Genomic DNA, 14,774 nt, shown 5'->3' on the forward strand with positions numbered 1-14,774 from the left:
ATGTCCAACAAGTTATTGACCACTCAAACCAATTTTCGGAGCGATCGCGAGTTTAGAAACGATGTTTTACCTGGAGAAACTTTTCCCTTGGGTGCTACTGTTTACCCAGATGGGGTTAACTTTAGTATTTTTTCCCGCGCCCATACTCTCGAACTACTGTTATTCGATCGCGCCCCCGATCCCGAACCTAAACGAGTGATTAGTTTAGATCCCAAACTACACTGTAGCTGTTATTACTGGCACGTTTTTATTAGGGGTATGAAATCGGGTCAGGTATATGCCTATCGCGCTTATGGTGAGTATGCCCCAGAAAAGGGACTGCGCTTTGACGGGACTAAAGTGCTGCTCGATCCCTATACCAAAGCGATCGCAGGAGAGCAAATATACGATCGCACCTCTGCCAGTCAACCTGGAGATAATTGCGATCGCGCTTTGAAAAGTGTAGTAGTGGACACCAGCGATTATGATTGGGAAGGCGATGTTCATCCCCGTACTCCCTATGCCACCAGCATTATCTACGAACTGCACGTAGGCGGGTTTACCGCCCATCCCAACTCTGGCGTTAGCGATCTCAAACGGGGAACTTTTGCAGGCTTAATAGAAAAAATTCCCTATCTCCAACAACTGGGAATTACGGCGGTAGAACTGCTACCCATTCACTATTTTGATGTTAATGATGCTCCCAAAGAATTAAAAAACTATTGGGGTTACAGCACCATCGGCTTTTTTGCTCCCTACAACGGCTATAGTTCTCGTACCGACGCTGTAGGAGCAATCGATGAATTTCGCGATTTGGTCAAAGCGTTACACCGAGCAGGTATCGAAGTAATACTCGACGTGGTCTTTAACCACACTGCCGAAGGCAACCACCAAGGGGCAACTATTTCCTTTCGCGGTTTGGACAATCAAACCTACTATATGTTGGAAGAAAATCCAGCTTACTATCACAACTACAGCGGTTGTGGTAACAGTCTGAGAGCCAACCACCCCGTAGTCAGTAGATTTATACTCGACTGCTTGCGCTATTGGGTAACAGAAATGCACGTCGATGGTTTCCGTTTTGACTTGGCTTCGGTATTGGCAAGGGATGCAGCGGGAGCCTCTTTATGGCATACCTCTATTGTTACCGCTAATGTTTTATGGGCGATCGAATCCGATCCCGTACTGGCTGGAACTAAGTTAATTGCCGAAGCTTGGGACGCTGCGGGGCTATATGGCGTAGGTCGCTTTGTAGATTTAGGAGACTGGTTTACCGAGTGGAATGGTCCTTTTCGCGATGATGTGCGTCGTTTTATTAAAAGCGATCGCGGAATGGTCAAACGTCTGGCAGACAGAATTTTAGCCAGTCCCGATATGTATTTTCGCGCCGATACCGATATCAACCGCAGTATTAACTTTATTACCTGTCACGATGGCTTTACTCTTAATGACTTGGTAACTTACAACCACAAACACAATCAGGCTAATGGAGAAAACAATCGCGACGGTGCCAACGATAATCATAGCTGGAACTGTGGTTATGAAGGAACGATAGTAGATCCAGAAATCGAACGGCTAAGGCTCAAGCAGATTAAAAACTTTTTTACCGTGTTGTTCATGTCTCAGGGAACGCCCATGATTTCCATGGGAGATGAGGTAAAAAGAACTCAGCAGGGAAATAACAACGCCTACTGTCAAAATAACCAACTTAGCTGGTTTGACTGGAGTGACATTGAGTCTAATCTAGGCTTATTTCGCTTTGTTAAAAATGCGATCGCGCTAATTCAAGGCTTAGAAGTGTTTCGTTTAGAACAAGCCTTAGCCACTACCGAAGGCATTAAGCCTTATTTGGTCTGGCACGGACTAAAACTCCATCAGCCCAATTGGAACGACGAATCTCGCCATTTAGCTTTTACTCTGGCACATCCCCAGTTAGGCGAGTATCTGCATGTCATGTTTAACGCCTATTGGGAGACTTTAAGCTACGAGTTGCCCCAACTACGCTCTGGACATAACTGGCATCGCGTTATAGATACTGCTTTACCCACGCCAGATGATTTTTGCGAACCCCGAACAGCACCAATAGTTAATCAGCAGCAATATCAAGTAGAGGCTCGTAGTTCTGTAGTCTTGATGGCAAAGTAATCTCTATTCTTTAAATAACCTCAGATAAATGAAAAATATTATAGCTGTGAGCTATAAGCCCTAAGCTTTCTAAGTAGGAATTTACTTCTGCCTCCTGCCTACTGCCATATCCACACCAATAAATTTTGTAGTCATCATGCTTCACCTATGACAGATTTTAACTTGAACTTCAAGGTATTTAAACTACCAGCAGAGCGGGGAAGATGGTTACTAATTCCTCTAGGTACGAGCGTTTTGCTCTGTTTGGGGAGCGTTTATTCTTGGAGCGTTTTTAGAACTCCCTTAGAAGGAGAATTTAAGATTAATGCGACGGAAAGTCTGTTACCCTATACTATCGCCCTAGTCTTTTATGCTGCACTCATGCCGATCGCGGGATTTTATATCCCCCGAATTGGGACTCGAATTACTACAGCGATCGGTGGCATCATGGTCGGTACGGGCTATATTCTTTCTAGCTTTGCCACTAACATTGAGACAATGACCCTTACTTACGGAGTCATTGCTGGATCGGGGGTGGGAATTGCTTACGGCGTACCGATGGTGGTAGTAGCCAAGTGGTTTCCCGATCGCCAGGGACTAGCAGTAGGTTTGACAATTATTGGGTTTGGGCTTTCTCCCTTAGTTACTGCTCCTTTGGCTAATAGTTTAATCAACGCTTATTCCGTCAAACCAACTTTGCAGATTTTAGGAATTGTCTTTACCTTAATTATCTTAGCAATTGCCCTGGTTTTAGAGTTGCCCCCTCAAGACTGGCATCCCCACCGCCATTTATTCGCCAAATCTCAGTCTATTGCCTCTGTAGCCTACCCGACAAATCTCTTTCGGAGTCGCTCATTTTATGGCTTATGGATCTGTTACGCCATTGGAACTGCTATCGGTTTGAGTGCTATTGGTATTTCGAGTTCGGTAGGAGAGGAAACAATCGACATCGATCCCAGACTGGCAGCAAGCAGTGTTTCTTTATTCGCTCTATTTAATGGAGTTAGTCGTCCCTTGTTTGGCTGGTTGAGCGATCGCTTCAAACCCCACTATGTGGCGATCGCCAATTATGCCCTAATATTAACTGCTTGTGTGTTAATGGTAAATGCCAAAGAGGGACAAGTTGCCATTTACGTTGTTGCCTTCTGTCTGTTTTGGTTTTGTTTGGGAGGCTGGCTGGCGATCGCTCCTACTACTACCCTTCGTTTCTTTAACCCCGACAACTATGCCCAAAATTACGGGATCGTGTTCACGACTTATGGGGTGGGTGCCTTGCTGGGAACTTTAGTTACAGGACGAATTCGCGATTGGTTTGGTTTCTATACCTATGCTTTTTATCCTATGGCACTGCTAGCAATAGCGGGCATCGTAGTTGCTAGCATCATGCTGAAACACGATCGCTCTTCCTAAAAAGATCGATCTTTTAGCTAACCCAATCTTGCAATTAATATATTTCCCACCCTCAAAGCATTGGCAATAACCGTCAAAGCGGGACTTACCGCCGCACTGGAAGGAAAAAAGCTACTATCTACTACATAGAGATTATCGACATCGTGGGTGCGACAATTGAGATCGAGAACGGAATCTTGGGGAGCTTCGCCAAAACGACAGGTACCGCATTGATGAGCCACTACTTGAATGGGAGTACTGCCATAAGGATGAATGCCGCGAGACTGTTTATCTGTAGCTTTAAGGACTTCTTGCCAACGATAAAGCAGGCGATCGTGTGCTTCGGTGTTGTTGGGAGTATAGTCTAAATGAAGTTTCTCTCCTTTGAGATAAACTCGGTTGTTGGGATCGGGTAAATCTTCTGTTTGCAGCCACCAGCCGATAGAACGTTTTGCCAACTGCTTTAAGCCAAAACCTGGCATTATTTTGGCAGCCACAGACAAAATCGGCGGAGATTCGGAAAAAATCACGTCTTGCAAAATGCCCCCCGCATCCTGAATATGTCCCATAGGATAGGAAAAATCTCTATCGCCCCAGTAGAAATCATTGATATACATAGTGCGTTGAAACAAACCCGAATTAGGTTGAGGGGACTGCTGAAGAATTACCGTCATTAGCTGTTTCATCAGATTACGTCCCACCAAGTTGGAACTATTAGCTAATCCTTGGGGATGCTTTTCATTCGCCGATCTCAACAATAAAGCAGCAGAATTAATCGCACCACAGGAAAGTACGATAATATGACCCATAAACAAATAGGATTGTCCTTTAATCTGCGCCTCAACCGCTTTGACTTCTTTACCTGAAGAATTGGTATGTAAAGCGACTACTTTCGCTCCAGTTTTTAAAGTTACGTCTTTACCCGCACGAATGACAGGACTTATACCAGTATCTTCCGAGTCAGTGCGTCCTTCGTCGCCAATACCAATGGGAAGATAGGCGGGATGCAAACCGTGCTTGGACAGGCGATCGCCAATTTCTTGGATTTGTGAGGCGCGATCGACTGGCGTATAGGGATAATCTTCACTTCTAGGGGGTTCTGTGGGATCGTCTCCTGCTCTACCATGAATGCGATAGAGTTTTTCGGCAGCGGTGTAGTAGGGTTCAAAATCCTGGTATTTTAAGCCCCATTCAGGTGAAATTCCTTCTTGATGCTGTACTCGATCGAAATCTTTTTCTCTAAGGCGCAATAACGCACCGCTATAAATTTTAGTATTGCCCCCCACACAGTAACTGGTTTGAGGATGAAAGGGTTCGCCCTCGCGATCGTACCATTGTTCGGGAGCGTGATAATCTTCTTTTTTAAAAACTTCTACTTCTACTAATTCCGAACTTTCTTTTTCGGTAAATTCTCCTCTTTCTAGTACTAAAATTTTTTTTCCAGCTTCTGCCAGTTTACGAGACAGCGTACCACCACCCGCACCACTGCCAACAATAATTACATCGTAAAATTGGTCATCTATAATCATATTATTTGTCCTTTTCTTTGTTACTGGTTGTTTGTCATCTCATCTTGTAAAGCTAATGCTATTTTGTTCTCAAATACTTCGTTCATATAAGTCCAGTAAAATATTTTCAAGCTAGATACTTTATTTAATAGGTGTTTTGTGAGCCAAATCTCAAATGATGCTAAAAGATTTTCAATTGCTCTATCTAAATAGACATTTATCAATAATTCAAAACGATATCCACTAGGCTTTCCTCTTCCAAAGTTTGCGTGTTCTACTAATAAACTACGTAGTTTATAAAGCCATTGTAGTTCGTTAAATAGCTTTTTATTGATGTCATGAAATTTATAACGCATTTCAATGCCATAAAAACAAGTTCTTTGAGCATCAAAATTTAATGACAAAAATTTTTCAAAAAAGTCATCTACTTTAATATGTTGAAATATCGGAATCTCAGAGTATACCCGATGTGAATTATTGTTTGTATTGTCAGAATCTTTTGAGCAAATTATACTGTAAAATTGATATGGTTCATTCACCATAATATCAAGCAATTTCAAACCCAAATTTGGCAAGCTTTTTTTAAAACTAGCCTGTCTAACTTCTTTGATAAAAACACATAACTTTTGATACTCGATTATTTCTTTAAAGTCCTTAGATTCTTTTCTTAAATTTAGGGTACAATCCGAGTCAAGATTTAAGTTTAAGCGATTTAATCCTATCAAATCTTCAACATAATTCTTTGAATTCTGAAATAATTCTTCTTTACTCTTAGAATATAATCCAATATCAGATAATTTCATGAAAAGACCCGTGACATCCTTTATATCTCTGATATCGGTAAATTCTCTCCTTTCATACTCTGATTCTACTTTTTTAAGTAATGTATCAAAATTTTCATCACTTAAATCATAAAATCGCCACAATCTAATCCAGTTTGGTGTGTTTTCATCTTGAAAATATTTACTATTTGATATTGACTTATTTAAAACAGAGGGATTCGTATCACCTTTATCTAGGAATGACTGCCACCATGCTAAATTAGGCAAAGGTTGGTACACAAATGAATCTAAAAATGTATATCGTTCAATTATTTCTGTAAGAGAAATAATTGTTTTCTTATTATTCTCCTCAGATGAATTAGATAAACTATCTTGGTTATTTGTAGCTCTTTGTTCTATATAATCGCGCTTAGCTTCAGTCAGCTTGAAAACAGATGCTTGCTGAAAGATACTAATACTTTTGGGCAATAAATTACCACGTTTGATTTCAATAGAGAAAGCCATTAGTAACTTTAAAATTTCTTTTAACAACTCAGGCTTAGCTTTCGCTTTCTCTGGTAATACTTTAAAAATTCTCTCAAAATCTAAAATGATTTGTTTTAAGGTTCTTAGATTTTCATATTCAGCTTTATAATATATGTCTTCTATTAATTCTGTATTGCTAAACAAAAATTTTTCTATTTCTAAATTATTAAGTTCTTTAATAAAGTCTTTTAATGCACCATCAAGATCGCGATTAATATCAAAAGTTTTACCAATAAGCTTTTCTTTTATTTCTGTATAATTATTATTGCTAATAAGTTTTGCTTCATTAGCGACTAAAATTACTTTAAAATCTTGATGCTCGACAAAATAATTTATATATCCTAAAAGATTTCCAACATCTATTTGACAGCGTTCTAAATCATCAAAAATTAAAATACGTTCATCAGCTTTTTTAAAAGATTCAGGTATATCGATTTTAGGAATTTGCAAACTTACACTACCATCATCTTTCCCGTCACTATTCAGATCGATTTTAAGCGTAGTTCTTAGAACTCCTTGAAGAATTTTTCCTGTTATTGCCATTCCTTTTGAGGACAACAAAGGATGTAGCTGCTGGAAAAACGAATTTTCTATTTCAGTAAAGCTAGTCATTCCGTACAAGCTTACATATAAAAATTTTTGTTTTTTGTTTTCAAACTTTTCACGATATTTGTTGATAAACCAAGTCTTCCCACAGCCCCATTCACCTTTGAGTAAAACTGCAAAGCCTGGCGCATGAGATAAACCGCAGTAATAATCTAGATATTCTTCAATGTGGCTGTTGATTTCGCTGATTGGTAGATCTTCTTGAGTCATATTTATTACTACTGCCAAACATAAATCAAAATAAACAAAACAATCCAAATCACATCAACAAAGTGCCAAAACAAAGAAGTAGCTTCTACCCCAAATTGTCCACCTTCATAATTATTTGGTAAAAAAGAACGAGTTAACATGATGGTTTGTAAGAGAATTCCTGTTAAAACGTGCAAACCATGAAAGCCTGTTAACAGGTAAAAAGTTCCACCAAAAACACCAGAGGTAAAACCAAATTCCAGGCTATTCCATTCCACAGCTTGTCCGTAGAGAAAATAGCTACCCATTGCCATTGTTAACAGCCAAAAGATGCGGAAACCCCAGAGATTTTCTTTGTGTAAAAACCTTTCAGCGATATAAATTACAAAACTGCTAGAGACTAACACTACAGTATTAATAGCTGGTTCTCTAACTTCCAACCCCTCCACGCCAGGAGGAAGCCAATCCGTCATGGTAGTTTTATAGATAATGTATCCCCCAAAAAAACTGAGGAAAATAACACTTTCAGAAAGCAGAAAGATAATAAAGCCCAGCATTCTATTATCTTCATGTTCGTGGGCTACGTGACTGGATTGAGCTAATTCTTCTTGGTTTAAAGTAGGGTCTAAACTGGTCATAATTATTAATTGTTGATTTATTAGTAGGATGGGTAGAGGGATCGCGAAACCCATCTATAAATTAATAATGTTTGTTGGGTTTCATTCTTCAACCCAACCTACTAGCTGATAATTATCGGGTTTGAATTTGTTTTTTGTCATTAAACATCAAGAGCGATCGCAAACAACTAACAACAAATGACTACCCTAAATTCTCCGTTAACGGTTCATCTTTCCCATAGCCATAAGGTTCGGAGACAACAATGGGAATTTCTTCAAAGTTTTCCACGTCAGGGGGAGAAGAAACCAGCCATTCCAAGCCAATTGCCCGCCAGGGGTTGTTTCCTGCTGGTTTGCCCGAAATCCAAGAACTGACCATATTTAACAGGAAAGGAATGGTAGAGATGCCCAGAATAAATGCGCCAATACTAGCCAGCACGTTCCAGAAGGCAAATTCGGGATCGTAGGAAGCGACTCGGCGGGGCATTCCCATTAAACCTACGGGGTGCATGGGTAGAAAATTGAGGGCTGTACCGATAAAGGATAGCCAGAAGTGGAGTTTCCCTAGACTTTCGTAGTACATTTTCCCTGTCATTTTGGGAAACCAGTGATAGATGGCAGCAAATAAACCGAAAACCATCGAACCGTAAAGGACATAGTGGAAGTGTCCTACAACGAAATAGGTATTGTTAACGTGAATGTCGATGGGGGTGGAAGATAGCATGATGCCTGTAATGCCCGCGAAGACAAAGTTTATTAGCCCGCCTAAAGCAAATAACATCGGGGTATCCAAACGCAGTTTACCGCCCCAAATCGTTCCCACCCAGGCAAAGACTTTAATTCCTGTCGGCACTGAAATTAACATGGTAGTAAACATAAATGCCATCCGCATCCAGCCTGGAGTACCACTGGCAAACATATGGTGTACCCAAACGATTCCACTTAAGCAAGTGATTATAATAGAAGACACTGCTACGACTTTATAACCGAATAGGGGTTTACGGGCGTAGACGGGGAAAATTTCCGAAAAAACGCCAAATATTGGCAGAATAATTACATATACGGCAGGATGTGAATAAAACCAGAAAAAGTGCTGGAATAAAACTGGATTGCCCCCTTGAGCGGGATCGAAAAATGCCGTACCGAAAGCAAGATCGCATAACAACATCACTGCACCAGCAGTCAAGGCAGGTAAGCCGTAAAGCTGAATTATTTGTGCTGCCATCACCGTCCAGACAAAAGCAGGAGTTTTAAACCAAGTCATTCCTGGGGCACGCATCCCGATAATAGTAGTAACAAAGTTAACTGCCCCCATAATGGAAGAAACACCAGATATTGCCACCGCCAACAGCCAAATAAATTGACCGTTAATTAAATTACCCGTAGGATTTTGCAAACTAACGGGGGGATATGCCCACCACCCAGACTGAGAAGGACCTCCAGGGACGAGAAAACTCAGGATAAATAAAATTCCCACTACAGGGATCATCCAAAATGCAGCAGCATTTAGACGGGGAAACGCCATATCTCTCGCCCCAATCATTAGGGGAACGAGATAGTTAGCTAGTCCTACCAAAGCAGGAAATGTCCAGCCAAACAGCATGATCGTACCGTGCATGGTAAACAGGGCGTTATATACGGTGCGGTCTAATAAATCTGGTTCGGGGGTAATTAATTCCCCCCGCATAATCATGGCGAACACACCAGCCAGAAGAAAGAAAAAAAACGAGGTAACTAAATATTGAATGCCGATGACTTTATGGTCGGTACTAAAACTAAAATATTTACGCCAATTCGGTGGCTTTTCTTGGATACATTCTTGGGGATTTGAAGTAACTGTCATGTGGCGATTGTGGTTAGTGGTTAGTAGTTAGTAGTTGGTGGTGCAGTCTTTGAAAGCTTTGTCAGGTTTTCTAATTTAAAGCGACCACTGAACCTGAATTGTTAATTGCTAGTGTTCTTTTCTCTGTTCCCTGAATTACGGATGATAATTAACTACTGGTACAGGGGCAGGTACGACGGTTTGCCATGCTGCCAAGTCTGCTTCTCGTTTGTCATATTCGAGATTTGCGGGAATGGGGGCGGGAGAAGGTGCTTGCTGGGCGGCATTATCTAACCAACTTTGGTAATCTGCTGGCGACTCTACCACTACATCGGTTTGCATGGCAGCAAAGTACGTACCGCTATATTGAGAATCTCTGAGGCGATATTTGCCTACGCGAATGGGAGTAAATTCAAAATCAACGGTTTTAGGAGGAATAATATCCTGTTTGACTCGAAACGCGGGAATATAAAAGCCGTGAATGACATCCTGCGATCGCATCGTCAAATGAGCGCGTCGATCTACGGGTAGATGAAGTTCGGTGCTGGTAATATTTTTCTCTGGATAGCGAAATACCCACGCCCACTGTTTGGAGTCTACCTCGATATTAGTCATCGCTTCGGTCGTCAACGCTCCAGTATCGGCATAGGCAGCTTCTATAACCTGCGGTAAATGAGCAATTTCTGTCGGGCCGTGTAAATCCATGCGATCGTAAGTTTGGTAGCTAAAGGCAGCAATGCCAAAAACGATTAGCAAAGGTATTGCCGTCCAAACGATCTCTAGAGTCAAGTTACCTTCTATTGGCGGTCCATCACTGGTATCGTATCTGCCCGCCCGATGAAAAATAATATTGTAAATAATCGCTACCGTAACGCCTAAAAAAATAAACGTACCGATCGCCGTTAACAAACTAAATAATTTATCGATTAAAATCGCTTCAGCCGAGGCTTGGGGAGGAAACCAGGAATAAGATAACTCTCCCACCCAAACGCTAATTCCCGCCAAGACTAAAGCGATCGCGCCAATTGTTAAAATTCTCTTGACTTTCACTAAGCCACCTCATCTTAATATTTTGTTGGGGTCTTGTCCCAAACGCAGTAGATTTCCTGCGGTGTTGTGAACGCCAAATTCTGCTGCTAGCTGCGCCCCTAAAGTGCCGTGAACATACATGAAGAACATAATTATTACGCCAACTAATAGATAGCTCCACTGTACTTGTCGGCTGGTGTCGTTAAACCAGACATAGCGTTGAAAMCCCCGCCATACAGTCATACCGACGATCGCTGCTAAAAGCAACACTCCGCCCACGCCGTGCCACAGCATAGTTTCCATCGCTCCCAAACCCCAGGCACTTTCGATATTGGGAGTAGTATCTACTAGCATAATCTCGTAAAAACCAAACGCCACTGTCAAGAAGGTAACGATCGCTGCCGCCAGCATATTGTACCAACCGACATCAAAGAAATTAGAGCGAGTGGCGGGAATGGCTAAATATTTGAATACCACCTTGTCAAAGGGAAATAGCAGCCCCACGACATCAAAAGCAATACCAATAATAAATAAGCCTAGAGTGAGATGTACTAAGTTGGGATGAATGGGAATCGAGTAAGGAAGCCCATTTGCCCCTAGTGCTAATCGAGCGATTAATTCTGGATTCATTGTTATTAGTCATTAGTTATTGGTCATTTGTCATTGGTTACAAATGACAAAATTATAAAAGTCCCTCCTTGGCTGCTTCAACTACGGGAATTGCGTGCAAACCATAAACCCAAACTAATTCATCTCCTAAGTATACTTGGTACAAGACCAAGCCAGTTAACAACAGCCCTACTCCTAAGTAAGCTACAGGCATTTGTTTGGGATCTTGCGAGCGAATTACATAACGCCAAGCTGTAACTGCCGCAATAATTCCCGATAGCGACCAGCCAATAATAGTGTGTAAATTTAATACTGGTTCGACGGCATCATAAGCGAGTGCCAAACCTGCTTCTATTTGCCCAAATACCACTGCAATAAAGATGGAAATGGTAGCAAAAAACATATTCCACCAGCTAACTTCAAAAAGCTTATAGTTTTTGCTGAAATAACCTACCACGTCACAGAAAAAGGCAAATAACACCATTGCAATGACAAAATGTACCACTATGGGATGTATGGTATCGGGATAGGGTAAATTGTGGTCGTTAAGTGGCGGAAGTAAATTTTCAAACATTTTTTTTATTCCTAGTTTACTAAACTAAAAATCGCAGTTCGCTACAGTTAGCAATAATCTTTATCGACAAACAAGTTATTTTATGAAAGAAGATCTAAATAAGCTGTTACCACATCCCCATGTCGCTCGACTCTAAATCCTAGCTTGGAACATAAACGTTGCATGGGTCGATTTTCGGGAAGAATTTCGGCAATAATACAGTTTAATTGTTCTTGACGACCAATATCGACTAAGGTCTTTAGTAACTCCTTGCCCAATCCCCGACCTTGATAGCGATCGCTAACCAGCATACCAAATTCCGCTTCATCAGTACCATATATTTTACTCAAACGAGCTACACCCAAAATTTCTCTTTCTCCCGTAACGGGATCGAGGTAATCTGCTACCAGAGCCATTTCGCGATCGTAATCGATAAAACAGATTCTGGTCAATCTTTCGTGAGCAACTCTAGCTTGTAGATTAATCAGATGAAAGTAGCGAAAATAAACGCTTTCCTCAGAAAGGTATTGATGAAACTTGACGATTAAGGGTTCATCTTCGGGACGAATGGGACGAATAGTTACTCGTTTACCATCATTTAAAGTCGAACATTCTGTATATTGAGTAGGATAAGAGCGAATGGCAACGCGGGGCAATTGGGACTCGTTAGTTTTGCTATCGTGAAGCACTATGCGAGCATCTAGAGCTAATAGTCTATCTTCTGAGACTAGCAGCGGATTGATATCAATTTCCTTAATCCAAGGTTGTTCTACTACTAGCTGGCTAAAACGCACTATCAATTTAGCTAATGCCGACATATCTACGGCTTTTCGACCTCTAACACCTTTGAGTGCTTCATAGATGCGGGTTTGCTCCATCATTCGGCGTGCCAGTGTCGTATTTAATGGTGGCAAGGCGAGAGCGCGGTCTTTAAATACTTCTACTAACTGCCCCCCAGTGCCAAATAGCAGTACGGAACCGAACTGGGGAGCGATGCTGCTGCCGATAATTAGTTCGTAGCCATCGAGTTTGACCATAGGCTGTACGGTAACGCCGAGAAAAGGAGACTGGGAGATGGGGAGATTGGGGGATAGGGAGTCTGGAAGATGGTTTTGTTCGACAGAGTTTTTAATAGAATTATAGGCATCCCTAACAGCATCGGCGTTATTTAGGTTGAGATACACTCCACCAACATCGGTTTTGTGAGTGATAGTTTCCGAGTGGAGTTTGAGAACCACTGGATAACCGATTTTAGTGGCTATTTCCACTGCTACATCCTCACTGGTAGCAATCTCGGTAACTACCGTAGGAATGCCATAGGCAGCAAGTAACTGTTTCGATTCGTATTCAGTCAGTAAAGTACGACCCGTAGCTCTAACTTTATTTAAAAGTACTGTCGCTTGAGTATGACTGCTATTATCGTCTCCTGCTTCTGCTAGTTCGGGAGTTTCATATAAACCTTTGAGGTTATAGCTATAATTCCACATCAAGTTAAACAGATGTGCCGCCGTATCGGGATATGGTATAGTGTAAATCCCCGCACGATTGAGAATTGCTTCGCCTTCGGCTACGTTTTCTCCCCCCATCCAGCTTGCCAGCAGAGGCTTACCATTTAGCTCTTTTAGGGTTTCTTGTAATTGGGTAGCTATTTTTGTGGCATCGGTCATGGCTTGGGGCGTGAGAATAACCAACAGTCCATCACTATTACTATCTGCTGCCGCGATCTTTAAAGCTTGACTGTAGCGTTCGGCAGTAGCATCGCCCAAAATATCTATAGGATTGTGATGACTCCAATGAGGTGGTAAGACTTTATCTAACTCAGTAGTAGTTTCAGAAGATAGAGTAGCTAAAATTCCTTCTTCTCTAATAAGGGCATCGGTAGCTAGCACTCCTGGTCCACCCGCATTAGTCAGAATAGTCAGACGTTTGCCTTTAGGACGGGGTTGTTTTGCCAGCAATTCCGTCATATTAAATAGGTCTTCGATGGTGTCTACTCGTAATACACCACAACGACGAAATGCCGCATCTAGAACGTCATCGCTACCTGCTAGCGTACCCGTATGAGAAGCTGCTGCTTTGGCTGCCGCACCAGTGCGTCCCCCTTTAATTACGATAATCGGTTTGGTCAACGCCACCTCCCTAGCTGCCGAGAGAAAAGAACGAGCGTCGCCAATTGACTCCATGTAAATAGCAATACTAGTAGTATAAGGATCGTCACCGAGATGATAAATTAAATCGCCCCAACTCACATCCAGCATCGAACCGATAGAAACAAAAGCACTAAAGCCAATATTTTCCTGAAAACTCCAGTCCAAAATTGCCGTACACAACGCCCCACTTTGACTGATAAAACCTACATTTCCAGGACGTGCCATAGCACCCGCAAAGGTGGCATTTAGACCATTACGCGGATTCATCAATCCCAAGCAGTTTGGTCCGATAATCCGTATTTGGTGGCGGTGTGCTTCATCGAGTATTTGCCGTTCTAGTTCTATTCCTACCGTACCGATTTCTCTAAAACCTGCCGAGAGAATAATTACTCCTTTAACTCCAGCCGCTCCACACTGACGAATCACCATAGGGACTGTAGGGGCTGGAGTAGCAATTATTGCCAAATCGATCGCGCTATTAATAGCAGTTATATCTTTATAAGCTTTAATACCGAGAACGTTATCTCGTTTGGGATTGACGGGAAATACCGTACCGCCAAAAGGATTGCTAATTAAATTCCAGAGTAGAGTTCTACCTACACTGCCAGGACGGTCTGTCGCACCAATAACGGCTACAGTTTTGGGGGCAAAAATTGCCTCTAGAGGTCGCCGTCGATAGTTGGCAATGTCATGGGCGGGATCGACGGTTAGATTCATGGAGATAGTCATAATACTTTCCGAGATTTGATGTGGAGCCAGCTCGATTCTTCTACTCGATTATAAGCAATTGTTTGGTTGAAAAATGTTGGCTATTTTGCTTTTTATTTTTTATTAAGATCCGTAAAAGAAAATATTATTTAAATTGGACAAAAAAAAGATGGCGATTATGGAT

10 protein-coding genes are annotated in these 14,774 nt (G+C 41.7%); 2 read left to right on the top strand and 8 right to left on the bottom strand.

Annotation, left to right across the window (positions count from 1 at the left end):
- Positions 1–2,124: a glycogen debranching protein GlgX gene (gene glgX / locus KV40_RS30665; protein ID WP_072013950.1), complete on the top strand. Its 2,124-nt coding sequence runs from the start codon at positions 1–3 to the stop codon at positions 2,122–2,124.
- Positions 2,125–2,271: 147 nt separating this feature from the next.
- A complete protein-coding gene (locus tag KV40_RS30670) occupies positions 2,272–3,513 on the top strand; it encodes an OFA family MFS transporter (RefSeq protein ID WP_036489381.1) in 1,242 nt (413 codons plus the stop codon).
- Between the two features lie 17 nt (positions 3,514–3,530).
- Here the strand turns inward: KV40_RS30670 and KV40_RS30675 are convergent, their stop codons facing one another.
- From KV40_RS30675 to KV40_RS30710, 8 genes are all read right to left on the bottom strand, one after another.
- Entirely contained in the window at positions 3,531–5,021 is a 1,491-nt protein-coding gene (locus KV40_RS30675; protein WP_036489382.1) for a GMC oxidoreductase, read from the bottom strand.
- Positions 5,022–5,041: 20 nt separating this feature from the next.
- The gene (locus KV40_RS30680; RefSeq protein WP_072013951.1) at positions 5,042–7,123 is read right to left on the bottom strand and encodes a P-loop NTPase fold protein; all 2,082 of its coding nucleotides are present in this window, start codon (positions 7,121–7,123) and stop codon (positions 5,042–5,044) included.
- An 8-nt stretch (positions 7,124–7,131) separates the two neighbouring features.
- Positions 7,132–7,740 carry a heme-copper oxidase subunit III gene (locus KV40_RS30685; protein WP_036489385.1) on the bottom strand — a complete coding sequence of 203 codons (609 nt, stop codon included), beginning with the start codon at positions 7,738–7,740 and terminating at the stop codon, positions 7,132–7,134.
- A gap of 181 nt (positions 7,741–7,921) precedes the next feature.
- Positions 7,922–9,562 (bottom strand): cytochrome c oxidase subunit I, encoded by a 1,641-nt coding sequence (ctaD, locus tag KV40_RS30690; RefSeq protein ID WP_036489387.1) that lies wholly within the window; start codon positions 9,560–9,562, stop codon positions 7,922–7,924.
- Positions 9,563–9,697: 135 nt separating this feature from the next.
- Positions 9,698–10,591, bottom strand: a complete 894-nt coding sequence (locus tag KV40_RS30695; RefSeq protein WP_036489388.1) for a cytochrome c oxidase subunit II — start codon at positions 10,589–10,591, stop codon at positions 9,698–9,700.
- Between the two features lie 9 nt (positions 10,592–10,600).
- Positions 10,601–11,200 (bottom strand): DUF2231 domain-containing protein, encoded by a 600-nt coding sequence (locus KV40_RS30700; RefSeq protein ID WP_036489390.1) that lies wholly within the window; start codon positions 11,198–11,200, stop codon positions 10,601–10,603.
- A gap of 52 nt (positions 11,201–11,252) precedes the next feature.
- Positions 11,253–11,753, bottom strand: coding sequence for a DUF2231 domain-containing protein (locus KV40_RS30705; RefSeq protein ID WP_036489392.1), 501 nt, complete (start codon positions 11,751–11,753; stop codon positions 11,253–11,255).
- 80 nt (positions 11,754–11,833) lie between these two features.
- A complete protein-coding gene (locus KV40_RS30710; RefSeq protein ID WP_036489394.1) occupies positions 11,834–14,611 on the bottom strand; it encodes a bifunctional acetate--CoA ligase family protein/GNAT family N-acetyltransferase in 2,778 nt (925 codons plus the stop codon).
- Positions 14,612–14,774: the final 163 nt, after the last annotated feature.

The organism is Myxosarcina sp. GI1 (assembly GCF_000756305.1).
Taxonomy (GTDB): Bacteria; Cyanobacteriota; Cyanobacteriia; order Cyanobacteriales; family Xenococcaceae; genus Myxosarcina.

What these genes read in the sequence shown, in the direction of transcription:
- glgX (WP_072013950.1), top strand. Translation starts at nt 1, where the DNA reads ATGTCCAACAAGTTATTGACCACTCAAACCAATTTTCGGAGCGATCGC.
- KV40_RS30670 (WP_036489381.1), top strand. Translation starts at nt 2,272, where the DNA reads ATGACAGATTTTAACTTGAACTTCAAGGTATTTAAACTACCAGCAGAG.
- KV40_RS30675 (WP_036489382.1), bottom strand. Translation starts at nt 5,021, where the DNA reads ATGATTATAGATGACCAATTTTACGATGTAATTATTGTTGGCAGTGGT.
- KV40_RS30680 (WP_072013951.1), bottom strand. Translation starts at nt 7,123, where the DNA reads ATGACTCAAGAAGATCTACCAATCAGCGAAATCAACAGCCACATTGAA.
- KV40_RS30685 (WP_036489385.1), bottom strand. Translation starts at nt 7,740, where the DNA reads ATGACCAGTTTAGACCCTACTTTAAACCAAGAAGAATTAGCTCAATCC.
- ctaD (WP_036489387.1), bottom strand. Translation starts at nt 9,562, where the DNA reads ATGACAGTTACTTCAAATCCCCAAGAATGTATCCAAGAAAAGCCACCG.
- KV40_RS30705 (WP_036489392.1), bottom strand. Translation starts at nt 11,753, where the DNA reads ATGTTTGAAAATTTACTTCCGCCACTTAACGACCACAATTTACCCTAT.
- KV40_RS30710 (WP_036489394.1), bottom strand. Translation starts at nt 14,611, where the DNA reads ATGACTATCTCCATGAATCTAACCGTCGATCCCGCCCATGACATTGCC.